This is a genomic window from Dulcicalothrix desertica PCC 7102 (genome assembly GCF_003991905.1).
Taxonomy (GTDB): Bacteria; Cyanobacteriota; Cyanobacteriia; order Cyanobacteriales; family Nostocaceae; genus Dulcicalothrix; species Dulcicalothrix desertica.
Window position 1 is genome coordinate 696,864 of sequence record NZ_RSCL01000001.1, and the last position, 25,001, is coordinate 721,864.

The 25,001-nt window shown below is 38.3% G+C and carries 23 protein-coding genes and 1 pseudogene; 12 read left to right on the plus strand and 12 right to left on the minus strand.

Features of this window, described 5'->3' with window-relative positions:
* Window positions 1-105: 105 nt before the first annotated feature.
* The 6 genes from DSM106972_RS03135 to DSM106972_RS03160 form a co-directional block, all read right to left on the minus strand.
* On the minus strand, window positions 106-1,002 hold the full coding sequence (locus DSM106972_RS03135) for a polysaccharide deacetylase family protein (RefSeq protein WP_127078715.1): 897 nt from the start codon (window positions 1,000-1,002) through the stop codon (window positions 106-108).
* 870 nt (window positions 1,003-1,872) lie between these two features.
* Window positions 1,873-3,042 carry a putative hexosyltransferase gene (locus DSM106972_RS03140; protein WP_127079135.1) on the minus strand — a complete coding sequence of 390 codons (1,170 nt, stop codon included), beginning with the start codon at window positions 3,040-3,042 and terminating at the stop codon, window positions 1,873-1,875.
* Between the two features lie 71 nt (window positions 3,043-3,113).
* Window positions 3,114-3,482 (minus strand): DMT family transporter, encoded by a 369-nt coding sequence (locus DSM106972_RS03145; protein WP_127078717.1) that lies wholly within the window; start codon window positions 3,480-3,482, stop codon window positions 3,114-3,116.
* Window positions 3,483-3,490: 8 nt separating this feature from the next.
* The gene (locus tag DSM106972_RS03150) at window positions 3,491-4,465 is read right to left on the minus strand and encodes a glycosyltransferase family 2 protein (RefSeq protein ID WP_127078719.1); all 975 of its coding nucleotides are present in this window, start codon (window positions 4,463-4,465) and stop codon (window positions 3,491-3,493) included.
* Window positions 4,466-4,550: 85 nt separating this feature from the next.
* Window positions 4,551-5,324, minus strand: coding sequence for a class I SAM-dependent methyltransferase (locus tag DSM106972_RS03155; RefSeq protein ID WP_127078721.1), 774 nt, complete (start codon window positions 5,322-5,324; stop codon window positions 4,551-4,553).
* An 80-nt stretch (window positions 5,325-5,404) separates the two neighbouring features.
* Window positions 5,405-6,265 (minus strand): fructosamine kinase family protein, encoded by an 861-nt coding sequence (locus DSM106972_RS03160; RefSeq protein ID WP_127078723.1) that lies wholly within the window; start codon window positions 6,263-6,265, stop codon window positions 5,405-5,407.
* A gap of 53 nt (window positions 6,266-6,318) precedes the next feature.
* On the opposite strand from DSM106972_RS03160, the gene DSM106972_RS03165 reads away from it, so the two are divergent.
* Window positions 6,319-7,062: an LOG family protein gene (locus DSM106972_RS03165; protein WP_186538923.1), complete on the plus strand. Its 744-nt coding sequence runs from the start codon at window positions 6,319-6,321 to the stop codon at window positions 7,060-7,062.
* Window positions 7,063-7,199: 137 nt separating this feature from the next.
* On the opposite strand, the gene acsF is transcribed toward DSM106972_RS03165, so the two are convergent.
* The gene (gene acsF / locus DSM106972_RS03170) at window positions 7,200-8,291 is read right to left on the minus strand and encodes a magnesium-protoporphyrin IX monomethyl ester (oxidative) cyclase (protein WP_127078725.1); all 1,092 of its coding nucleotides are present in this window, start codon (window positions 8,289-8,291) and stop codon (window positions 7,200-7,202) included.
* A gap of 376 nt (window positions 8,292-8,667) precedes the next feature.
* Between acsF and DSM106972_RS03175 the strand changes: the two genes are divergently transcribed.
* The 7 genes from DSM106972_RS03175 to DSM106972_RS03205 all read left to right on the plus strand — a co-directional run bounded on the left by DSM106972_RS03175 (window position 8,668) and on the right by DSM106972_RS03205 (window position 13,000).
* Window positions 8,668-9,384, plus strand: coding sequence for a biliverdin-producing heme oxygenase (locus tag DSM106972_RS03175; RefSeq protein WP_127078727.1), 717 nt, complete (start codon window positions 8,668-8,670; stop codon window positions 9,382-9,384).
* A 64-nt stretch (window positions 9,385-9,448) separates the two neighbouring features.
* Complete coding sequence (hemN, locus tag DSM106972_RS03180; protein ID WP_127078729.1) at window positions 9,449-10,831, plus strand: oxygen-independent coproporphyrinogen III oxidase; 1,383 nt, start codon at window positions 9,449-9,451, stop codon at window positions 10,829-10,831.
* A gap of 409 nt (window positions 10,832-11,240) precedes the next feature.
* Window positions 11,241-11,519, plus strand: coding sequence for a guanyl-specific ribonuclease (locus tag DSM106972_RS03185; protein WP_127078731.1), 279 nt, complete (start codon window positions 11,241-11,243; stop codon window positions 11,517-11,519).
* 27 nt (window positions 11,520-11,546) lie between these two features.
* Window positions 11,547-11,948 carry a barstar family protein gene (locus DSM106972_RS03190; protein ID WP_127078733.1) on the plus strand — a complete coding sequence of 134 codons (402 nt, stop codon included), beginning with the start codon at window positions 11,547-11,549 and terminating at the stop codon, window positions 11,946-11,948.
* Window positions 11,949-12,060: 112 nt separating this feature from the next.
* On the plus strand, window positions 12,061-12,312 hold the full coding sequence (locus DSM106972_RS03195) for a BrnA antitoxin family protein (RefSeq protein WP_127078735.1): 252 nt from the start codon (window positions 12,061-12,063) through the stop codon (window positions 12,310-12,312).
* A 47-nt stretch (window positions 12,313-12,359) separates the two neighbouring features.
* Complete coding sequence (locus DSM106972_RS03200) at window positions 12,360-12,653, plus strand: type II toxin-antitoxin system prevent-host-death family antitoxin (protein ID WP_127078737.1); 294 nt, start codon at window positions 12,360-12,362, stop codon at window positions 12,651-12,653.
* A gap of 83 nt (window positions 12,654-12,736) precedes the next feature.
* Entirely contained in the window at window positions 12,737-13,000 is a 264-nt protein-coding gene (locus DSM106972_RS03205) for a BrnA antitoxin family protein (protein ID WP_233787774.1), read from the plus strand.
* Between the two features lie 48 nt (window positions 13,001-13,048).
* Here the strand turns inward: DSM106972_RS03205 and DSM106972_RS03210 are convergent, their stop codons facing one another.
* Window positions 13,049-17,248, minus strand: a complete 4,200-nt coding sequence (locus DSM106972_RS03210; RefSeq protein WP_127078739.1) for an AAA-like domain-containing protein — start codon at window positions 17,246-17,248, stop codon at window positions 13,049-13,051.
* Between the two features lie 175 nt (window positions 17,249-17,423).
* Here DSM106972_RS03210 and DSM106972_RS03215 point away from each other — a divergent pair, with 175 nt between their 5' ends.
* From DSM106972_RS03215 to DSM106972_RS03225, 3 genes are all read left to right on the plus strand, one after another.
* A complete protein-coding gene (locus DSM106972_RS03215; protein WP_127078741.1) occupies window positions 17,424-18,836 on the plus strand; it encodes an AAA-like domain-containing protein in 1,413 nt (470 codons plus the stop codon).
* Between the two features lie 108 nt (window positions 18,837-18,944).
* A complete protein-coding gene (locus DSM106972_RS03220) occupies window positions 18,945-19,550 on the plus strand; it encodes a hypothetical protein (RefSeq protein ID WP_127078743.1) in 606 nt (201 codons plus the stop codon).
* A 206-nt stretch (window positions 19,551-19,756) separates the two neighbouring features.
* Window positions 19,757-20,833, plus strand: coding sequence for a S1C family serine protease (locus DSM106972_RS03225; protein ID WP_127078744.1), 1,077 nt, complete (start codon window positions 19,757-19,759; stop codon window positions 20,831-20,833).
* A 145-nt stretch (window positions 20,834-20,978) separates the two neighbouring features.
* On the opposite strand, the gene DSM106972_RS03230 is transcribed toward DSM106972_RS03225, so the two are convergent.
* Together DSM106972_RS03230 and DSM106972_RS03235 are read right to left on the minus strand one after the other, a co-directional pair.
* Entirely contained in the window at window positions 20,979-21,584 is a 606-nt protein-coding gene (locus tag DSM106972_RS03230; RefSeq protein WP_127078746.1) for a HEAT repeat domain-containing protein, read from the minus strand.
* Window positions 21,585-21,603: 19 nt separating this feature from the next.
* Window positions 21,604-22,545 carry a hypothetical protein gene (locus tag DSM106972_RS03235; protein ID WP_127078748.1) on the minus strand — a complete coding sequence of 314 codons (942 nt, stop codon included), beginning with the start codon at window positions 22,543-22,545 and terminating at the stop codon, window positions 21,604-21,606.
* Window positions 22,546-22,734: 189 nt separating this feature from the next.
* Between DSM106972_RS03235 and DSM106972_RS55640 the strand changes: the two are divergent.
* Window positions 22,735-22,866, plus strand: a pseudogene (locus tag DSM106972_RS55640) (two-partner secretion domain-containing protein); the annotation flags it as partial.
* Between the two features lie 261 nt (window positions 22,867-23,127).
* Here DSM106972_RS55640 and DSM106972_RS03245 read toward each other — a convergent pair.
* Both DSM106972_RS03245 and DSM106972_RS03250 read right to left on the minus strand, forming a co-directional pair.
* Entirely contained in the window at window positions 23,128-23,946 is an 819-nt protein-coding gene (locus tag DSM106972_RS03245) for a hypothetical protein (RefSeq protein WP_127078752.1), read from the minus strand.
* Window positions 23,947-24,118: 172 nt separating this feature from the next.
* A complete protein-coding gene (locus DSM106972_RS03250; protein WP_127078754.1) occupies window positions 24,119-24,970 on the minus strand; it encodes a helix-turn-helix domain-containing protein in 852 nt (283 codons plus the stop codon).
* Between the last annotated feature and the right edge of the window lie 31 nt (window positions 24,971-25,001).

Below are 25,001 nucleotides of genomic sequence, written 5' to 3' on the forward strand. Positions count from 1 at the left end.
TTGCAACGGATAAAGCGGATGTAACGGATGAGTTATCTGTTACAAACAAAGATATGATTAATTAAAATTAATTATCAGTTACATCCGTTCATTATCCGTTGCCAACTACTTCTTAGTGGCAATTTGCAACTGTTTATCCTGCATTTCTAAAAGTTCAGGTACTGTTACAAAACGATAACCTTGCTTTCTAAAGTTATCAATAATTTGGGGTAAAGCTGCTACCGTGTTCGAGCGGTTTCCACCACCATCGTGCATTAACACAATTCCACCGGGTTTTGCTTCCCGCATAACATTACTTATAAGTTTTGGGACACTAGGTCGTGCATAGTCGGATGAATCAGAAGACCACATGATAGTGGCATACTTTTGATTCTTTGCGTAAGCGTATGGACCATTTGTTTTAATTCCACCAGGTGGTCGGAACAAACTTGTTTTCACACCTGTAACTTGATAAATCAAATTGCTTGTGTTGTCGATTTCAAAAGCAGCAGCTTGCGGATTCATATAATGGTACCAATGGTGCCATGTATGATTTGCAATTACATGTCCTTCGGCAACAACACGTTTACCCATGTCGGGATGCTCTTTCAGCATTTGCCCAACGATAAAAAATGTTCCTTTTATATTATTTTTTTTAAGAATATCAAGTACGGCAGGTGTGCTTTGCGGCCAGGGTCCATCATCAAATGTTAATGCTATCACTTTCTCGCTCGGCGCCAGATTCGCTGACTCTATTGTTGCACCGCGAAACCTAGCAGGAACTTCACTTAAACCCTTTTTCACTGCTTCAAGTTGCCAACTTGTAACAATTGATGACTTTAAATTTTCTATTCGCTCTTCGGTCATCGGTTTGAGCGTTAATTCTTTAATATTAATCGTCTGCGTACTTTTTCCGTTATTTGGCATAACGGGTAACATTAAACCTAAAGTTAGACACCCTCCTAACCCTAGTAACGCAATTAATGCACCTTGCGACCAACCAAAAGACTTGTTGTTCTCCACTTCACAGCTCCTTCACGGCACAACCTGCAATTACCGAAACACGGTTTTTCATAACACTAATACTTTAATTAAATAAACTCATTCTTGGCATCTAAGAACTAATAATTACACTCGTAATCTTTATTTAGTTAGGATTTTTAGCAGTATAGAATATCTCTTTTAACCTCAGCTAACCTCGAAAAATTTCGGTATCGCTTTTGATTTGCTTTTAATTATCTACTTAGCACCCTTGCTGTGTAATTACTATCCTTCCCATTAACTAATTACTTAGTCTAATATTTAACTATATACCCAACGATGTATTTACTATCGCTCAGTATTATGAATGAATCTTATTCTTAGCTAAAGTATATTTTATCTCTTATAATTTTCCATTCATTGAAAGAAAACTTTAAGTTTTTTAATACTTACTGCTTAATTCTGTAAATACTGAACATTAGACGCAATTTCTTTATGCATAGTTTCTCCCAATTTAATACATTTATTTTTTTACACATGAATTAAAGCTGTTTACTTAGCTAAATACAAATATATTTTTAGCGATTTGTCGAAAATACAAATAATAAACCAGCAAACTGACACCCATAATTAAATATACCACTAACTACATTAATACTATAAAATAATACTAATGCTAACCGTAAAAACACTGGTTTAGTGTATTTTAGACCATTCACTTTGCTATATCTTATTCAATAAATGCGAATTTAAGTAATATTTAAGCATTTTATCCCACAGTAAAGAGTAATATTCAATACTTAATATACTCAATTGATTTAGTCAAGACAAGTATAAATTACAACTAAATTACAACTTAATGTTAATTAAATAATAATCATATTCAGCTACTTACGCAGAAAGTATTTTAATTTATGCCAACCATAAATCTTGAGCAAAGCGAACGCAATAAAGGGTAAGAATAAAACCGCAAAATGCCATAACAGCATAACCCCATCGCGGATAGAAAGCAAATAAAAATCCGCAAGCGATAAATACAGGTGCTATAGCATATACATACCTGTCAACAGACATGGTTAGTCCTGTGTTCAAGGCAATTGCATATGAGAAAAAAGCATAGATAGCTGCAACCAAGGGTAAGGATGAGCGATAGTGCCAAAGTAAATATAAACCGCCAAAAATCCAAACGATTTGGATTAATGGGTCATTAGCCAACATCCACAAGGCAATCCACGAAGCAAAAAATCCGTAGCGTGTAAGCTCGTGACCAATTAAGTTTCGGAGCCGATATAACAACGAACCGCTCATTATCACAATAGCAAACTTTATCGGATGAAGGTAGTCTTGAATATAACCTACTTGTGTATTCTTAACGCCAATAACGATTTGTTTGAGCAGCAACAGCCAACCAGAAAGCGTAAACCCAGCAGAACTTCGCCACCCACGTTGAGCATGAAGAAATGCTAAGGCATCGCCAAACTTAAGAGCGCAGTACAAACTGTAAAGTCCCACTCCACTCAGCACGGCAATACTTGTAATATAAGCTATTGGTGGGCGCCGTTGTCTCCATGCAGTCAAAAAGAAAGCTGGTAAAAGTGCTATTCCTGTAATTCTGGTTGCGGTAGATAATCCGGACCATAGTCCAGCCCAAATATACTCTTTTCGATCAAATGCGCGTAGAGCAGATATACTAGACAGCAAAAATAACCCTTCGGTGTAAATTACTGTTCCATATAAAGAATAAGGACACCATGCAAGTGCAGCAGTTGCCCAGCGAGCAGAATCTTCACTCCCAATTTCAGATACCCAAACATAAAATATAATTAAGGCGCCTAAAAAAGAGAAGTTATTGATAAGCAAACCAGCAACGGGGAACGATAACCCAAGCTGCATTAATATCCAACTTAGTAAAGGATATAACGGGAAAAAAGCTACAGCATATTGGTTATTCACCACGTCGGGGCCGTAGTTGTAACCGCTTGTGGCTATTTTGTAGTACCATACGCTGTCCCATGCGAATAATACATCCCACCAACCATATTTATTAATTACGATATTTGATGTTTTGGCAATGACCGGCATCACAGCAAACATCATAAATATAATTAGTAGCCGACTTGATAGCCACATTAATATTGGAAACTTATATTTGCTCACTTGTTCCAAACGACTAAAATAACACCGCAAACTATAAAGCCAAGTCCGAACAAACGTCCTATAGGTATTGATTCTTTGAATACAAATAAACCAAGTAGAACGGAAAATACATAAACTAGTGAAGCCGCAGGACCCGCTACACTTAAGTTGACGCGGGTTAAGACTAGGATGTAAGCGATGGCGCCTACACCATAACAGGATAATCCGATTAGTAATTCAGGTATACTAATAATCGAGATAATTTGATTGAGTGCGTTGGACAGATCTACTTTACCTAGTTTTGCGGCACCCATTTTTAGGAACAACTGCCCTGCTACACTCGAAAGGATAGACAGCAACAGTAAAGCGAATTCTTTTAGATTCACGAGAGTAATTACCCAGATTTATGCATTGAGACAGTTTGTTGTGATGTTACACCACTAACTTCTTTAACTGTATATATTGGGCGCCCTTTGACTTCTTCGTAGATGCGACCGATGTATTCTCCTAAAATTCCAATACAAAACAATTGTACAGAACCTAAGAAAAATAGAGCAACAGCGATTAATGTATAACCTACCAAAGGTGTAGCGCGGTCAGATAGGCGCCAGTAAACAATGAGTAGCATCATCAGTACAGCAATAACTGCCGATAACATTCCTAAGTAAGTAGCTACACGCAGAGGGACTCTTGAAAATGAGACAATACCGTTAATGGCTAGTGCAAACGATTTACCAAAGGTGTATTTTTCTTTACCAGCAAACCGGGGATCACGTTCAAATTTCACAGAAGTTTGACGATAACCTACCCACGCACGCAGTCCACGAATATAACGGTTGCGTTCTGGCATTGCGTTGAGAACGTTAACGACTTGTTTATCCATTAAGCAAAAATCACCAGTATCCGAAGGAATATCAACATCAGCTAGTTTTCGGAGGATACGGTAAAAAGCATAAGCCGTAAATTTTTTTACAATAGATTCTTTTTTACGTGAAGTGCGCTGTGCGTAAACAACGTGATATCCTTGGTGCCATTTTTCAATCATGCCCAAAATTAATTCGGGTGGGTCTTGCAAGTCAGCATCCATAACCACAATAGCGCCTTCTGCACGCACAAAGTTTAATCCTGCCGTGACAGCAACTTGATGCCCAAAATTGCGTGCAAAGCTAATATAGCGAACTCGACTATCACACATTTGAAGTTCGCGAATAGCGCTTAGTGAACTATCTCTACTACCATCATCGACTAATATTAATTCACAATCACCATCCAACTGTTGCATTACACCAGTTAGGCGCCGATACATCTCGTGAATATTTTCTTCTTCGTTGAAGATGGGGATCACTATTGAGTAAGTTGGTTGAGTCACGGTAAAACCAAAATATATGTACTATTATTCAACTGGTTTTTGCAATCACTATCACTATATATATAAATAATTAAGATTTGCTTTCTTATATTTTGTGCCCTACCAGTAACGCCGATACACCGAATGGTAAACGAAACTTATTGATTAAATGACCTTCAGTAGCAAATAGAAAAGTCAAAAATTTATTTACAGGTGCCGACGGCAACGTTAAATCACTGCTAATCTGAGATTTATGATCAATTCTTAACAATTTTTGGGCATTGCGTACTGCTGCAACGACAGGGAACAAAAAGGTATTAAAATAGGTACTGTAATGCACGGCAAAATCAGCTTTACGGACAACTTGCTGTAAACCTTTCAAATGATAACGGCGCCGATGATGGTTAATATCATCGTGGTGACTCCATAAAAATTGGAATGCTGGAACAGTTAGTACTAACCAACCACCAGGTTTTAGATGAGTTCGCAAAGCTTCGAGTGCAGCCACATCATCATCGATATGTTCGATAACATCAAACGCGACAATTAAATCATATTTTTCGTTCTCAAAAGGAATTTTATCAGGTAAGCTTCCCGCTTTAACTGTAGTTATTTGACGCTGGTTGGCAAATGTACGCGCAGTCTCTTCTAACTCCATCGCTTCAACTTGCCCGTGACGCGCTAACATTTGTAAGTTACCACCAGTCCCACAACCTGCTTCCAAAATTTTAGCATTGCTGGGTAAGTTAAGTTGCCGAATTACCTTGTCGAGTATACGACGGCGCCCGATAAACCACCAATGTTTATCTTCCATTGCCGCATATTGAAAATAAAAGTCTTTTTCCATATCTATAAAATGCTTTTCTTGTGGAACGGGCATCCCTGCCCGTCAATATACTAATAAACTTGAAAAATATTTGTATTTATTACCACAGAGACACAGAGGGCACAGAGGAGAGGTCAACGTAAAATTTGGGAAATCATGCGATTTGCCTGCGACTCGTAGCTACCACCGAATAAATTAAAATGATTAACGATATGGTACAGATTGTAAAGTACCTTTCTCTTCTCGTACCCCTCATCTAAAGGAAACACTTCATTGTAACCACGATAAAACCCAGGTGAGAACCCTCCAAATAATTCAGTCATGGCAATATCGACTTCTCTATCCCCATAATATGTAGCTGGGTCAAAGATAACAGGTGTACCATCGCTTGTACATCCTGCGTTTCCTCCCCATAAGTCACCGTGGACTAATGATGGTTGTACTTCGTGACCTGCCAATAGTTCAGGAATAGCAGCAAGTAACTCTTCTGAACTTTGAAAATGTCCACCTTTTCGGCGCCCTAATTTAAATTGATATCCTAAACGATGCTCAGTGTAAAATTCTACCCAACTATCTGTCCAGGTATTTATTTGTGGAGTTGAACCAATAGTATTATTCATATCCCAGCCAAATCTATTTTGTTTGACTTTGTGCATTGCTGCAAGATGGCGCCCCATTTCTTCCCAAGCTTTATTACCTCCACCACCAATTTCTAACCACTCTAATACTAGGTAACAGTTATTACCAGCAGTTCCATAACATATTGGTTTAGGAACACGAATTGTGGCTGTATCATACATTTGTTGTAAACCTAAAGCCTCCGCCGAAAACATGCTACTATATGAGGCTTGGTTTATTTTGACAAAGTAGGTATCCTGACCATTAGAAACAGCATAACCTTGATTGATACAACCGCCACCAATCGAGCGTTTTGTTGCTGTTTGAAATTTTGTACCTGTTACCTGGCTAATATGGGTATCTATTTCAGTCCACATAATTTATAAATTTATTTTGTTACGATTTATTATCTAATATCTAAAATTCAATTATGACTAATGACGAAAACCTAAATGGATACAGCGTACCCAAAGTATCAGGCAACACAAGTATATATAATGCGGATAGCAGCTATAAAGTAATAGAAGAATCTATATTAGGACTTTGGCAAGTATTAAATAATTTAACTAGCATCCAGCCTCCACGTTGTGAACGTTACCGCGTGACTATATTTGGTTCTGCGCGCTTACAGTCAGATAGCCCACTATATAATGGTGTGAAATATTTTGCTAGTGAACTCACAAAAATGGGTTGCGATATTGTAACAGGTGGTGGGCCTGGTTTAATGCAAGCAGCAAATGAAGGTAGCTTTTTAGCCAATGAAAACCGCTCTACAAATTCTATTGGCATTCGTATAAACTTAGACTTCGAGCAAAGCGCAAATCCCTTTGTCGAACAAATGTATCAACACCAAACATTTTTCACGCGCTTACATCACTTTGTTTTGCTATCTAATGCATTTGTAGTAGTACCTGGTGGTATTGGGACTACCTTGGAAGCTTTAATGATTTGGCAATTACTTCAAGTACGTAAATTAAATAATATGCCTTTTATTTTAGTTGGGGAAATGTGGTCAGAATTAGTAGACTGGGCAGATAAATATATGGTCAATGTTGTAGATCAACTTGCCAGTCCTAAAGATATGCAAATTCCTTACTGTGTAAATAACTTTGCTGAGGCTACATCTGTACTGAGAAAACACCACTCTCAGTGGTTACAAGGTTGTGAAATTTAGCAACGGATGTAACGGATGTAACGGATGTAAAACTCTTGTGGGATGGGCATCCTTGCCCGTCCTATAATAATAAAAATAGGTATTAAAAGAAAATCTACGCAGAGAATCTTAATATAACAAATGACAGGCGCCTATCTTTAATGAACTTGTTGACGTGTAGCTTCAGTGTCAATTGGTTTAATAATGAATAGTCGTAGCATATACCAAGTGACGCCTATCATTAGGGGCAGTTTGTGGAAGAATTTGAAGACGCTAAATATAGCAGGTCTATTGCTGTATTTAATATCTAGCAGTTTTAACTGTAGGTTGAAGTTGGAACAACGTTCCATTGCTGACATAAATGCTGGGTGTTGGGTGTCTAGGATGACGGGGAACGCGCGTGCTGAGGTTTTGTTTGTTTCTTCGATAACTTGAATATTATATTGTCGCGCGTCGATACCAAGCGATTTATAAAAGTTTGCCCGTTCAAGTACTGTGAGTGTGTGGGTGGCAAATACTGTTACTAAGAAGAAACGTGCCCATAACCGTGCTTTCCAGTTATCCCAAAGTTGAGGTTGAGAACGTAGTAGTGCTTTAAAAAAGTCTCCGTGACGGTTTTCGTCTTGACACCAGTTCTCGAAGTAACGGAACAAAGGATAATATTGATAGTCTGGACGCTTTTCTAGATGTCGAAACATTATAATGTAGCGCCAGTAACCTATTTTCTCAGATAGATAAACGGTGTATATTATCCACTCTGGTGGGAAAAAGGTGTAGGTTCTATTTTTGGTTAAGTAACCTAAGTCGAGTGACAAGTTAAAATCCGCCATTGCTTTATTGATAAACCCTGCATGACGTGCTTCATCGCGCGCTAGGTATTCAAATGCTTCTGATAATAACGGACTTTTGTTTTTAAGGCGCCGTGTTAGCTCCTTGAACAGCAAAAATCCTGAAAATTCAGAAGTGCATGAACGCTCTAAAAAGTCAATAAATGCGAGTCGTGTTTGTCCATCGATGTGTTCCCAACTTTGTTTAAACTCCTCATCACGGATAAAGTGGTGACGATTGTAATCTGCTTTTAACTCTTGAATGACTGCCCGCAATTCCTTATCGTCTGCCGACAAGTCCATTTGCGCCACTTTATCAAAATCAGTAGTGTAAAACCGAGGTGTTAATAGTGTCTCTTGAACTGGCGCCTTTACACCTGATTTTAACTTTCCTGTTTGTGAAACTGGGTTTGCCTGAACCATATAAAACCTTCACTCTTATAGATTGCCACATAGCCATCTAATCATATTCAATTGTTTATTTCTATAATTTGTCAAATAAATTTGAAAATTGATTTTACGTACATTTGTATGGTGGGCAATGCCCACCCTACTATAGGCGCCAAACATGTAAATATTTATGAAAAACTATATGAATAGTTGTTTGAGTGTGCATGTAGAAATATTTTAGAATTTTTGGTAAAACTAAGCAATGGCTGGAATCTGTGTGAGTGGTCAGGCGCCATAATACAGAATATCTCTCTCTTCACTCCGTTTTGGTTCGTTGGGAATATTTGTGTAAGTTCTTGCATGTTTTAGGCGTTTCTAGCAATGCATCAGAATTATTAAGGTATTTAACATGAGTAGCAATCTCGCTATTAAGCTTCGTGCTGGAACACAAAAAGCACATACAACAGCGGAAAATGCTGGTTTTACAAAATGTTTTCTCAAAGGTGTTGTAGACAGAGGATGTTTTGCGAAGTTCTTGGGTAACTTATATTTTGTATACAGTACACTCGAAGCAGCGTTGCAGCAACATCGTGAACATCCATTTATCAAACCGCTTTATTTTCCAGAGTTAAACCGTACAGCTAATTTAGAGAAAGACTTGGAATTTTATTACGGTAAAGACTGGAAGAAACAAATCGCGCTATTACCAGCTGCACAAACTTATATCAACCGAATTCGAGAAATTGCTTTCTCAGAACCAGTATTGTTACTAGCGCATTGTTACACTCGCTATATGGGAGACCTTTCGGGTGGTCAAATGTTTCAAAAAATTGCTCAAAATGCTTTGAAATTAGAAGGTTATCAAGGAACTTCATTTTATCAGTTTGAGCAAATACCCGATAAAAATGCGTTCAAAGATAAATACCGTCAAGCGTTGAATGCGCTACCACTTGATGATGCGACTGCTGATAGAGTTGTCGCAGAAGCAAACTACGCTTTCCATTTAAATAATCTCGCAGCGCAAGATATGGAAGGTAGTTTGATTCAAGCAATTGGTCAAGTTATGTACAATTCACTCATTCGTTCTCATAACCAAGGTAGCACTGAGGTGGCGCCTGTTAAGTAATTTAAAACCTCTCCCCCAACCTGGGGGTTAGGTTTCTTGTTCCCATTACCTTGTAACTAATAAAATGGTCTCTCAATTACCTGGTGTGAAGTTTGATTTAAATTTAATCAAAAAATACGATACACCTACACCTCGATACACTAGTTATCCTCCTGCTACTGAGTTAACAGAAAGCTTTACTGAGCAAGATTTTAAAGACGCTATTGCACTTTCAAATTCTCGTAAAACTCCGCTTTCTTTGTATTTTCATATACCTTTTTGTCTAAGCGCTTGTTATTACTGTGGTTGCAATATTGTTGTTTCTGGGAATAAGAATATTGCAGTACCTTATGTAGAGTATTTAACGCGCGATATCAAACAAACTGCGAAGTTAATAGACACAGACCGTCCCGTTGTACAAATACATTGGGGTGGTGGTACTCCTAATTATTTAAGTACTGAGCAAGTCGGGTATATTTGGAAGCATATTGAGAATAACTTCAAGATTGATTCTAATGCGGAAGTTTCAATTGAAATAAATCCTCGTGAAATCAATCGAGATTATTTATTTTTCCTGCGGGAGCTAGGATTTAATCGCATTAGCTTCGGTCTTCAAGATTTTGACCCAAAAGTTCAAGTAGCTGTTAACCGCATTCAACCAGAAGACATGCTATTTAATGTGATGGGTTGGATTCGCGAAGCTGAATTTGCAAGTGTCAATGTTGACTTAATTTACGGTTTACCCCATCAAAACTTAAAGACCTTTAAGCAAACGGTTCAAAAAACGATTGAATTAGACCCAGATAGAATCGCTGTATTCAACTTTGCTTATGTACCTTGGGTAAAACCTGTACAAAAGAACATTGATGAAAAGGCTTTACCGGCGCCATCTGAAAAGTTAGAAATCCTGCAAATGACAATTGAGGAGCTAACGAGCAGCAAGTATCTGTTTATTGGCATGGACCACTTTGCCAAACCAAACGATGAACTAGCGATAGCACAAAGCGAAAACGCGCTCAAACGTAACTTCCAAGGTTACACAACACATCAAGAAGCTGAATTATTTGGATTTGGCGCCACATCAGTTAGTATGCTGCAAGAAGCTTATGCTCAAAACCATAAGCAACTCAAAGACTACTATCAAGCCATAGAAGCAGGTAACTTACCAACCTGTAAAGGCTATAAACTAACTTGGGATGACATGCTTCGTCGTGATGTTGTCATGACTATCATGTCAGGTATGCAAGTTAATAAACAAGAAATAGAGCATAAATACAATATCGTATTTGATGAGTATTTTGCTCAAGAAGTCCAGCAGTTACATTTGTTAGAAGATGATGGACTGGTTAATTTATCAAAACAATATATAGGGGTGACGGAGATAGGTAGATTACTTGTTCGTAATATTGCCGTGATTTTTGACGCGCATAAAGCTACGCGCGAAAGGAAATTATCACGTGCGATTTGATCCCCCTTCTACGCGCTACGGTGTATATATAAGTGGTTGCATTTACCCTTAATCCTTCAAACCCCACCCCCTAACCCCCTCCCCGTACACGGGGAGGGGGAAAAATTAATTCTTGATCTGCACTATTGCAGACGAGAAAGAATTCATAATTATTTTACACACGCTTTCTCTTTATTATAAAAGAATCAAGATATTACTGAGTTAAAAATTGTGGGTTAATTATTTAAACAGTATTGAATAAAAGGAGCGCTTTAATAGGCAAAAAACAAGCATGATCATAAAACATATTTTTTACATGTGACACTTAAAATAGTGGCATCTGATCTATTTACAAGCAACGGGTAGTACTTTTTTATCTAAACATAATGAGAAAACAGCCAGGGCAGTGTCAGAAGAGATAAAATAAGTTATGGGTATACCACAGGTTGGCATCAGTCAATTACCTCCTGAAGTTCAAACGACCGTAAATTTAATAGCGAAAGGCGGTTCATTCACTTACGCGAAAGATGGTACTGAATTTAAAAATCGTGAAGGATTATTACCAGTACAACCTCCAGGATACTACCGAGAGTATACAGTCGATACTCCAGGAGTCTCTGATAGAGGTAGTCGGCGCCTTATAACTGGAAAGAGTGGAGAAATATACTACACACCTGACCATTACAATAGTTTTCAAGAAATTATTTGAATCGGTTTAAATAAAAGGGGTCTTTAAATGAACCAACACGTAGCTTTTATGACATCTCAACCAAGCCCTGTTGTTGCAGCTAACCGACAACCAACAGTAGAAAAAGTTATTGAAGCTTTGTCTGGGCAAGGCATTCAAGTTTTTTACCTTGATGGTAGAGAAATTTATAATAAAGAAACATTTTTAACCAAAGCTGCTACAGCAATGAACTTTCCTTCTTACTTCGGTGGCAACTGGGATGCTTTTGAGGAATGTATTACTGATTTAACATGGTATCCTGCTGAAAAATACGTAGTGATATACGAACGTCCGGATATATTGGCACAAGCTGACCCTACTGCTTGGCAAACAGCGCTGGATATTTTGCGCGCGGCTGAAGAGTATTGGCAAGCAAAAAATATACCGCTAAATGTTTTTCTACTAAATTAAGTGTAAATTTTGGTGCCAACGAGGGGAAGTATATAAAATATATATACGCATACCCCCTGTATATCTCTTTTAACAGAAGCACTTAATCAGATAGAAACTTGGTTTGTGAGAAATGTTTCCTTTTGACAGAGCAAGACGAGTTACACCAGAAGAAAACCAAAAATTTAGAGATGCGATAGCACATCAGTTTGGAATTACGCCAAGGAAGCGCGGACGACCAAAATCGGATGAAGAGGAAAAGTATGAACCGATTTCTATCAGATTTCATCCTAAAATCATAGCCTGGGCGAAGGAAGAAGCGGAAAAACGAGGCGTAGGCTACCAAACGGTTATCAATGAAGCACTATTGGAGAAAATAGGCTGATAGTAGGACTTAAGCAATTTTGAAACCCAAACTCAACAAAAGTTCAAATGACAAATTTAGAAGCAGTAGAAGTGCAACAAAGGTTTGCAGAAGTACTTGCCCTTGTAGGTGAAGGTCAAAAACGTGTAGTTATTGAGTCAGATGGTCAGCAAGTTGCAGCAGTTATTAGCTACGCGGACTTAAAACGTTTGGAAGCGTTAGAAGATGCAAAAGATTTATTAAATTTTCAACGCGCGGTAGCAGAAAGTGATGGGGAGTCTTATTCTGTAGAAGAAGTAATTGCTCACTACAACAAAATTAATAATACTGACTTTACAAAAGAAAAGATTCTTAATGACTGAATATCAACTACTTGCTTTGCTTAATATCCGCTCGTAAAGCAACTAGAAGAGAACGTCAGCAGTATGAGGAAGAGGAATAAATCATGGATACTGAGTATGATTTTAGTCAAGGTAAGCGCGGAGCTATTGAGCCTACAATTGAAGGCAAAACAAGGATTACAATTCGTTTAGATGATGATATTCTGACGTGGTTTCGCGAACAAGTTCATCTTGCTGGTGGTGGAAACTATCAGACTTTGATAAATAATGCCTTGCGTGAATACGTGCAACAGCGTCGGGAACATGAGCGAGGAAATTTTACGGCGAGTTGTGCGCGAGGAATTGAGCCAGATAAATATGCGGATTAATGAGTAGGATAATTTCATTTTTCCCAACATTACAAATGCGTAGTGTGGCTATTTATTGTCAGGGCAAATTTCTTTTCGCAAATCAGGACGGGAAGCGAGGTATTTTTTTAAATGGTTGCAACCTCGCGCTAGTGAGCTATCTAAACTTTGAACCCAACGTAACTGCACAAAATTAGAATCTACTACAATGGCAATTAACTTACTATCCGGGCTAAATGCTGCACCCCTACCTTGATATTCAGCAAATTGCTGCCAAGAACCATCTTTTACCTCAGTCCATAGACGCACAATTTCATCTCGTGAAGTGGTGCGAATAGTCTTACTGTCAGGGCTAAATACTGCACTCATCACCCAATCATCATGTTTGAAAGCAGCAATCTCCTTACCTTGAAGATTCCATAGCTTGGCTGTGTTATCCTGCGAATGAGTAACAACAGTCTTACCATCAGGACTAAATCTTACGTAGTTGCGCTCACCACCATATTTGAGAGTAACAATTTCCCTTCCTTGAAGGTTCCACAACTTGGCACTACCATCCCATGAAGCAGTGGCAATTGTCTTACCATCGGGGCTAAATACTACATTGCTGACATCACCATTATGTTTGAGGGTAGCAATTTCCCGTCCTTGCAGGTTCCATAACTTGGCAGTACCATCCCATGAAGCAGTAGCAATTATTTTATCGTCAGGACTAAATACTACATTATTGACCTTTTTGTTATGTTTGAGGGTAGCAATTTCCTGTCCTTGAAGGTTCCATAGCTTGGCTGTATTTTCATGCGAAAAAGTTACAATAGTCTTACCATCATGGCTAAATACAAGCTCCTCTCCTCCACTATTATATTTGAGAGTAAGAATTTCCTGTCCTTGCAGGTTCCATAACTTGGCAGCATCATATGAAAAAGTAGCAATAGTCTTACCGTCGGGGCTAAGTACTATATCCCTAATATCACCATTATGTTTGAAGGTAGCAATTTCCCGTCCTTGCAGGTTCCATAGCTTGGCAGTACCATCCAATGAAGCAGTGGCAATTGTCTTACCATCGGCACTAAACACTAGCCATAGAACACGACGATTATGTTCGAGAGTGGTAATTTCACCATTTTGCTGGTTCCACAGCTTGGCAGTACCATCCCATGAAGCAGTGGCAACAGTCTTACCGTCAGGACTAAATTTTACACTACTGACATAATCATTATGTTGAAGGGTAGGAATTTCTGTACTTAGTTTCCATAACCTGACAGTACCATCCTGTGAAGCAGTAGTAACCGTTTTCCCGTCAGGGCTAAATACTGCGTTTTGAACCGCATCATTATGCTTGAGAGTAGCAATTAACTCACCTTGCAGATTCCATAATTTGGCTGTGTTGTCGTATGAAAAAGCAGTGGCAACAGTTTTACCATCAGGGCTGAATGCTACATCGTTGCACGTATTGTAATCATTGAAAGGCTTCACATCATTATGCTTGAGAGTGGCAATTAACCCACCTTGCAGATTCCATAGCTTTGCAGTACCACCCCATGAACCAGTAGCAATAGTTTGACTGTCAGGGCTAAATACTATTTTCGTGACGTAATGATTATGTTTGAGAGTGGCGATTTCCGCACCCTGGAGATTCCACAATTTAGCAGTCTTGTCATTTGAAGCAGTAGCAACAGTTTGACTATTGGGGCTAAATACTACCTTCTCAACTGCACTACCATGCTTGAGAGTGGCAATTTCCTTTCCTTGTAGGTTCCAAAGTTTGACAAGCATTGTAGTCTGAACCGATGAGGTAGTGGCAACTGAGGTAGTGGCAACAGTCTTACCATCAGGACTAAATACGCAGTTTATCACACCGTTATATTTGAGAGTAGTAACTTCCCCACTCTGTAGATTCCACAATCTAACAGCACCGTATACACTACTGGCAAGAGTTTTACCATCAGGACTAAATACTACATTTTCGACTGGGCTGTCAATTTTAAGAGTAGCTATTTTCTCTCCTTGGAGGTTCCACAACTTGGTATCCCATGAAGCAGTAGCAACAGTTTTACCATCGGGGCTAAATGCTACATCTCGGACAGACAAGTCATGTTTGAGAGTAGCTATTTCTCCACCTTGTAGATTCCACAACTTAGCAGTATTGTCATCCGAAGCAGTAGCAACAGTTTTACCATCGGGGCTAAATGCTACATTGTTGACCTTTTCGTTATGTTTGAGAGTGATAATTGTCCCTGTTTGCAAGTTCAGTAACTTGGTAGTACCGTCAAATGAAAGACTCACAACGATTTTGCTATCAGGGCTAAATACTTGCTTACCAAATACTTGCCTATTTAGACTGTCATCTTTTAATTGATTTATTTCGCGGTTATTGTCTAAAGTATTGTGCAAGGCTAATATGGGGCTAACAGTTGGGTAATCTTTTAGCTGATTGCCATTTTTAACTAACTGTTTTAATTGCTTTACAGACCTCATTGCCTCAACTAAATTATCCAATCCCACATTTCCACGCAAGCGTAATAAACCAGCCGATGAGCGCTCTAAATCTGTGACAATTTGGGCTTGTTTTCGTTCTATGTTTGCACTGATCGCCCCAATTGCTGCTATTATTGCCCCAACAACAAATAAGGCTAAAATACCTCCACCAATGCGAATCTGTCGCTTTATTTTTCTCTCCACATCCGTCAAACGCTGATTTGCTTTCCTCTCTTCTTCTAAAATAACTTCGGTATTCTTTTGCGATTCTAGCAAACGCTGATTATTTATCCTCTCTTCCTCTAAAATAATTTCGGTATTTCTTTGTGCTTCTAATAAACGTTGATTAACTTTTTCCTCTTCCTGTCGTGCTGCCAATAAACGCTGACTAGCTTGTTTCTCTTCTTCTAAAGCTATTTCCGCTTGCTGTCTAGCTTCGAGTAAAAATTCATTAGCTTCTTCTTGCGCTTTCAACTTACGCTGTATTGACTTTTTCTCTAATTCCCGACTAGCATCTAAAAACTTATAATCATCGTTACTTAATCTTTTACCCTCAGCCCAATTAAGTGCTTCTTCTAAAGCCTTCCCTCGCAATAAACGCGACTCATCTTGATAATTACTCTCTATCCAAGCGTTAAAACTTTCAGAATATGTTCGGAGTTTTTCTAATTCTTTACCTACCCACTCTAAATTAAAAACAAACTGATAAATCAAATTATAAACTTTTAACTGATGATTTTCCTCTACTACCAATCCACTTAAACGTAATTGGATTTGTTCTGGACTTTCATCAATGGCAATTATGCCGTACTTTAAAATTTGTTGATATAAACCCAATAAACCACCAGCAAATCTATCATCAAATACAACCCTTTGCTGGATTGTTTTTAAATGTTGTGGATTATCTAATGATTCCCAATTATTAATTATTTTTTCTCTGACTACTTTCATTACCCACTCTAAAGCGCTAGTTTCTGGGGTATAGCGTTTGGAATATGTAGATAATTCTTGCAGCAGAAGCATACAAACTTTTTGAGTCAAAAAAGGTTGTCCACCCGTCCAACCTAAAACCCCTTTCATTACTTCTTGAATATTGCTTACCTTCCCCCTCAATCCTTTCGCCAATGGTTTGACTTCATCTTCCTTAAAACCATTGAGTTGAATTGCGCGACCAATATTAAACGGCGTTCGTCTTTTATCCTCAATTAAATCGCTAGGAGTGGCAACCCCAAGCAAAGCAAAAGTTAAGCGGTTATACTCTGCATTTAAACTGCGCTTTTCATAACAACTTCTAATCAACGCAAAAAAATCATTTGAGCGAAATTTTAAACTGAGAATACTATCGATTTCATCAATAAAAATAATGATATTACTCTTGACTTTTGGTAGCATTAGCTGCTCTATGAATAAGCCAAATCGCTGCACGGGAGATAATTGGATGCGTTCATCCCACCAAATAAATAATTCTTCGGGCGGAGATAAAACTTGTAGTTGATTCACCAAGACGTAAGCAATACCCGTATACCATTTGTCGAGGTTGCTTTCCAGACTGCCTTCATCACTACCAATTTCGGTTAAATCAATCTTTGCACAAGCAAACCCTTCTGTTTGCAATCGCTTCATTGTCCGATTCAGCAAACTGGTTTTACCCATTTGTCGGGAGTTAAAAACAAAACAAAACTCCCCCGCCTTCAACCACTGATAAAATTCCGTGTCAGCTTTCCTAAATACATAACTGGGGTCATTTTCTGGTAAACCACCACCAAGCTTGTACTCATAATCTCCTGTCATAATTTATTCGTCCAAAGAATAAAAATAGAGTGAGTTTTTATTAAACAGCCATACCACCTGAGTTAAGCCAAGAGAATATCGAGTACCGATTGACTTATCATCGACTTGTTATTGACTTTACAACAAAAAGCCTTTTCCTTTAAGCTAAATTACGTAGCTATTGTCACCATCTGCCATGCCTCGCTCAACACGCTCAGTAGTACTACGCGATGAAGAATGCCAACAAAAGGTTTTACAACGTTTCGACGGGCAATACGGTAGTCAGACAGAATTAGCTGAGTACATATATGATGAGTACAAAGAATCAATGGTTCAAAGTACGGTCAGTAAGTTTTTCAGTATGCAACCTGTTGACCGTAAAAAATTTATCCAGATTTGTGCAGCTTTGGGTATAGAAGATTGGCGAAGTGTTGGTATCCCCTACAGAAAGCTAGCAGATACAACAGACAATAGCGACTATGAGGATTTAGAAGAATTACAAGAAGTAGAGGAATCAGAGAAACAAGAAAAAATTCCCACCTTATTCACCCCATTACCTATGAGCGCTCTAGAATATCCAGACGGAGAACAACTAGCACTAAACTCCCGTTTTTACGTTGAGCGTCCCCCCGTAGAACAGCAATGTTTTGAAGAAATTAGCAAACCTGCTGCACTAATTTGTATTAAAGCTCCCCAAAAAATGGGTAAATCTTCCCTGCTAGCGCGGATTATTCAACAAGCGAAAAATCAAGGTGATGCGACGGTAATTATGAACTTCGAGCTAGGGGAAAAGGAATTTTTCAGCGATTTGAGTACATTTTTACGCTGGGTTTGCGATCGCATCATCCTAGAATTGACTAAAGAGAACCTCGAATTAGCCACCGAACTATTTGAAAAATTAGACGAGCATTGGAAATTGGCTCCCCGCATTGGTAGTAAACTGGCTGTCAAATATTATCTAGAGCGATATCTACTTCCCAAAATCAATCAACCCCTCACCCTAGCACTGGAAGAAGTAGATAGATTATTTGAGTATCCAGGTATTTACAAAGATTTTTTTGGACTATTGCGTTCTCTCCATCAAGAGGGAAGACAACAAGAAATCTGGAAAAAACTCCGTTTAGTGATAGTACATTCCACCGAAGCGTATGTACCAATGGATATCAACCAATCCCCCTTTAACGTTGGTTTACCCATAGAATTACCAGAATTTACCCCCGCACAAATCCTAGATTTAGCCCAGCGTCACCAACTGGAATGGAGTAATACAGAAGTTGAGCAATTGAGAGACATGATTGGCGGACATCCTTATTTAGTGCGTCTGGCTTTGTATAAAATAGCTTGTGGTGAGATAACCTTATCTCGTTTTCTGGAAACAGCATCCACCCCATCAGGGATTTTCAGCAATCATTTGCGTCATCTTAGCTTAATTTTGACAGAGCAACAGGAATTAGGCGCAGCGATGAAAGAAATTATAAATACTAACAAACCAGGAAAATTCAGCGATGCAGTCAGGTATAAATTAATAGCTCTGGGTTTAGTAAATCTTTTAAATGACGAAGTGATAATACGTTGCAAGCTATATTACCAATATTTTCAGAATTTTTAGGAAGTTATTATAGATACTAAATAAAAGTCGATAATCGCACGATTTTCTTTGGGTATAACTCAGATACAGCTAAGGATACTAGGATTGTCGAGTTCAAGCAACAATCTTATGTTACGAACAATCAGCAAATTCAACACATTACTTCTAGCAGCTTTGGTTTTGGTATCAGCAGCAACATTCAATAGTTCCAAAGTTGATGCCAGAAGTAGCCAAAATATAAACATAACCCAATTGCCCACATCAAATCAGGTCGCAGCAGCACCAGAATGGAAGATATTTTCTCCAGATGAAGGTAAATTCTCTATTCTCATGCCAAGTGAAGAAATTTCGGAGATGGCGCCAGATAAAGGTGAGATGCATTCGGGTGTTAAGTCCACAAAAATGTATATGAGTATTCATGAACAAAATGTGTTCATGGTTAGCTATGCTGACTTTAAAACTGATTTGACTCAGGTTTCCTCAAGCAAATTATTGGACTCTGCGGTACAAGGATTGTTAGAAGATGATAAAAAATTATTAAGTCAGCAAAATATTACTTTAGGTGGGTATCCAGGTAGAGAAATTAAACTGTGGGATGAAAAAGAGGGAATGACTTTGACGGGTAGAGTTTTTATTGTTAACCAACGGATGTATATGCTCTTAGTTGGAGGCAAGGAAAATTCTCAACTTAGTGATACTAGAAAGTTTTTTAACTCCTTCCGGTTGATGCCATAATCATCAAATAAATAACTTGAGTAGTAATTTTTGTAGAAACGCACTCAAAATAGTTCTTAAGCATGAGAATATATTGCGTTTCTACATTATTCCTTGAGTTCAAGATTCTCAATCAAGGCAACCGAATAAATTTAATCGCTTCACCAATTTGAAATCAAGCTAAAAGACCATTTGACGAATACATAGAATATTAAGGAAATAATATCATGCTGCCCAAAATACAGAATCAATTCAAATCTCTCGTAATTATCTCTGCTTTACTTTCCGCTACATTACCTATCTCACCAGCCAAATCTCAAACAACTAATATTTCCCAGCAACCTTTAGAAATAAATTTGAATCAACCGAAAAAACTATCACAAGCCAACTTAGTCGCAGAAGATGTTAAACCATCGGTAGTTCGAGTTGTTGTTGGTTGTAAAGCCAAAGTTTATTCACCAATAAATGGCAAAATCTATGATTTAGAAACAATAACAGGTCACGGTTCTGGCTTTTTTGTTAACCCTAACGGTTATATTGCCACCAATGCCCATGTTACCGATACAGATGATTGTCAGCAAATTTTTCAGAAAGATTTAGCAGCAAAACTGGAAGCTGACGGACAAACACTAGAAAATGTCGAAGCAGAATTAAAGTGGATTGAAACCAAACCAATTCAGTTGGTATACTTACCAAATCAAGAACAGCTACCTTTTGAGATAATTAATTCAGGCGCCGTTGCGGGTGAAGGTAAGGATGTTTCCATTATCAAAGTTAATCTTATCAATGCCCCTACCCTCAAACTTGCAGAATCTAACCAGGTGAAACTTTTAGACTCAGTAACGGTAGTAGGGTATCCAGGGTTAGTGGAAGATTTACCCTTATTTAGCGAAAAATCGTTTTATGAAGCTAGCTTTACTAGCGGTCAAGTTTCTGCCAAGAAAAATCTAAAAGACGGCACACCTGTTATACAAATTACCGCTCCTGTACCTAAAGGAAATTCCGGCGGTCCCGTTCTCAATGAGCAAGGCGAAGTTATCGGTTTAGTAACCTTTGGTCCCGACGATAATTTTACCTTTATTTTTACTAGCGATACAATTCAAGAATTTCTAGACTCTGCGAACATTACCAACAAACAAGGACTAGTTAACCAGGAATATCGCAAAGGATTACAACTTTATAGCCAAGGTCATTACATACAAGCCTTGCAAAAATTCCAGTTAGTTAAACAGTTATTTCCTCAACATTCTGAGGTCGAGAATTTTTTAACTAAATGTCAGCAAGTCATCACTAATGGTAATTAAATAGTTGTACCAATAGTGAGTAGTTTGTAAAATAACCTACTTAAATCATACGTAGATTATTATTTGATTTTTATGGCGCTTAAATCCTTACGCGCCAATTTGTATTAATACATTTCATCTCTGAGTCGAAAATTAGTGTAGGGTTCTATAAAGTACTCGCAGCTACAGTTTTTGACATACAAGCTTCTATAGCCTTCAAAATTAATTCTTGAATATCTTGAACGGTTTCTGTCGCACTGAATTGCTTTAATTCAGGAATAAATTCTGACCATTGCGTTAAACCAACGCTTCTAACTGCTGCGAAACGAACTTCTGGATCAGAATGTCTAAGTCCACTTTGCAAAATTTCATATGTAGTACGTGAGAACGTTTCTCCAGTACCTAAAGCAAGTAAGATAAGAGATTTTGGGTCACGAGCCATATTTTTTTGAGCAATTTCTTGGAGTTCAGCCAACGAAATAATAGGAAGATTAGCTTGTATATGACCCATGATTTTATTTGCGTCTTCTGCTCTAGGACTGCCAAAAATTAAATATCTCGCAGGTACAGTATAATCATCCACTAAACGTACCATACCCCGTTCTCTGGCTTCCACCCATACCTGAATTTGAATGTAGTCGTTGATCTGCTTACTTTCAGAGTAGAAAAAAACTAGATTTTCTGACTCTAAGCGGTCAAGTACATCTTCTAATTGGTCTATAAACTGATCGTCGTCGGGACTACTTCGAGTAATCAAGTAATGGCGATCCATATAAATAATCCTCCTGCCGTTATCTATCATGATAGCTCTGTAATAACAACTCGACCTCAGATATAAGGATTGCTTCAAAACTCTTCAACGCCTCTGTATTTTCTTCAACAGTAAATTTCTCAGTCTTCCAAGCTCGTACAGCATCAGCTAACCGTTTGAGATTATAACTGCTTTGCTTAACAAAAATGTCAGTATGAAGAGTTTGTGCTAAAAGATGGGCAAAGATATTGCCAATTCGTCTGTGTCTATAAACTTCTGCGGTTCTCGTTTTTAGATTATCTTGCTTGCTACTTGCACCTACTGGTGTCATCGGCGCCCATTTACCACTACGACCCATAATATCTTTCAAATTACCATCGCCTTGCTCAACAAATGTAAACGCTAGAGCATGAGCAGTTGCAACACCTGGTCTACGAATCGGTTCTATCGCTTGAGTTAGTGTTGCAGTTCCCATTAACAACTTGCGTGTTTCTCGGACATCAAGAAGATCACGTTTATCAAGCGCTACTTTGTTTTTTAGCTCAATTAGCTTGCTTGCCAGAGAACTGCTGTCTTTACTGCTCAAAAGTGAACAAACCTCTGCATCGCTAAGACCTGTTTGTCGTTGTAGTCGCTGCAAACTCCTTAATAGACGTGGATAGGTTGTGTTTTGGTTCATATGCACTTTTAATTCAGCAGGGTTTGAAGGATTACCAATTTGAACCCAATTTCCTTCATTCAAACGAACACCTTGCTTCTCCCTTGCCCAGCTTTCAGCAGAGCCAAACAGTAGTCGTTGCTCATCATTAGGTAAAAATCCAACTTCCTCCTTCTTGGCAATTTTTTGTTGAGCTTCTTCTTGTCTTGCTGCAACAAATGCATTATCTTGTAATTTACTTAAATAGTTTTGCTCGGCAGCTTTTAGAAGTGGCTCAAGTATTCGTCCAAATTCACTCGATTTTAGCTTTTTCTCATTAGTCACAACTTTATTGAAATTAACAGTTTGTTCAATTTTCCCACTTGATGCCCAAATTTGATGCTTGCCATTAAAGATTGATTCTAGGTCAGAGATGTAAACGTCAAAGATAAATTAAAGTCGCGCAGAGCGCACTATCGATAACCAGCCTCATATTTGCTGCATAAGTTGTTTCTAGTTCGTCTTGTCGTCAGATTTACACAATTCAATATTGATAATGGGCAACGAGTTTATTTTGCCAATCTATCGGGAGTGGTAAATACATTAATGCGCCTTACAAGTGGTCAAGCTTCTAATATTTTAGGAACATTGGGTGTTGATGGCGCCTGTTACTACAGCAACCGCACGCTCTGTTGTACCCAGTTGTAACACAGGTGTCTCGCCTGTGCAATGACGTAATTATCTTTACCACTCTAGACGCTTTTAACACAGAGAAGGGATTTAGAGAGGGTCAAGTTACAATATTAGTAAGCGAGAGTCTATTCCTAACACCCTTGATAATTCAGCTTGGTCTAGGTATTAAAAAGACTTAAGTATTAAATTTAGATACATGGGCAGCCTTCCAGGCTGCTCCACAAGAGGAGATTTTTATTTGTGGGTGTTTAATCTTGCGGCTGCTTCATGTAATTTTTGGGTACAATTGGTTACTATTGGCTCACCGTGTGCAACTGAGATTACTTGTAAGTCAGTAATATTATTTGCTAAAGATTCTAGCCACTGGCGATAGGCATTTCTATCTGTCATGTAAAACATTTTTCCTAATTTGGTAATGCCGAAGAATCCATAGGCGCCTAGTATATTCAATGGTAATTTGGTTGTAGGGGTATATTTATCTAAATAAGACTCAGTTAAATTAAATAAAATATCGGTAAAAATTAATGCTTTCCCTGTTGGTAGTTGTAATTCATATGTTAATTCTTGGGGACGAATGCCAGTTGGTTGATGGCAAACTATACCGTATTGAGGTAAAAATTCTTCTGCGGTTGCATCTACTGGAACAACTTGCTCAACATAAGGTATGGCAGCAGCGGGAGCAACTACTATTAATTCAGGATAACGCTGTTTGAATACGCGCGCGTCGAGTCGATGAATGCGATTAGGTACTATCATTATTTTGGGTGTACCTAATGATTCTAGTTGTATCATGGTTGCTTCATCTAATACAATGCCGCTATGAATTAATAGTGTAGAATCGGGTAGTTTATAAAGTATCATTTCCCTTGGTGGGTGTCCGCTAGCTGGTAAAATACCTGTAACGTGCCAGAGATTTGGCGCCAGTTCTTGGATAGGACTGTGGGGTAATACATGTGATTGCCATTCTGAGTTAGCATTTTGAACTTTACGAGGTTTGACTAGCGAAAATAACGAATAAAATATTTCTGATGGTAATGATTTTTCTTGGTTCATGGTAGTAATTTAAGTAATACTCTTTCTTTCCTTTGCGTTCTTAGCGTCCTTTGCGGTTTTACTTAAATGAACCACAAAGACACAAAGGTCACAAAGAAGAGGAGGATTTAATTTTTAATATAAGGTTTTAGTTATTATGGGTCTTCTAAGTTTTTCCGATTTTTTGTAAGTTCTACCGATTTTTTAATATTTGTTTGGGTGTGGCGCCAAACTGTCGTACAAAGTGTAAGTTCAAATGGCTTTGGTTTGCAAAACCTACTTGTTGAGCAACTTGAGATATAGACTCACCTTTTTGCAATAGTTCTTTCGCGCGGGTGACTCGACAGGTAATTACATATTTATGTGGTGGTACACCTGTTGCTTGTTTGAAAAGCTGTGAGAAGTAATGTGGGCTTGTTTGTGTGAGTGCGCTGAGTTCGTTTAAACTTAAATTCTGGTCTAGATGCTCGTTTATATACTCGATTACTAACTTTAGCTGACTTGGTGATAAACCACTTTGGTAGTTTTGTATAATAGGCTTTTTGGTTGCGTAATGCTGCATTAAATGAACTGCAACAGCATTTACCATTGTTTCAGCATACAACCGACTTCCTGTCAACTCATTTGTTAATACGGTTTTCATTGCTAACGCTATTTGGTGTAACAATGCGTCTCTTCTAGCAAAATGAGGTACTAATTCAGATTTAAAATAGGTTGGCGCCATTACCAAAGCAAAAAATTCAGCTTCATCATACGCGCGTACTCCATGCCCAACTCCTTGAGGAATAATTATTACATCCCCTTCTTGAACGGGGTCATCGCGTAATTTACCATCCAGCTTACGTTCGGCATGAACTCGCTTGTTTATATGTGTAAAAATTAGTACTGCATGTCCGTTAATAATACTAACTTCATCATTGTCTCCTGGTGGTTGACAATGATGCTCAAACACAAACTCATCCCAGCGTGCGGGGTAAGTAGAGAGAATAGGGGGACGAGGTAAAAGTAACTCGCTAGGGTTGTGCTTTTTGAAGTCAATTAGCAAAATCTCTCCCTCTCTGTGTTCTCTCGTGGTC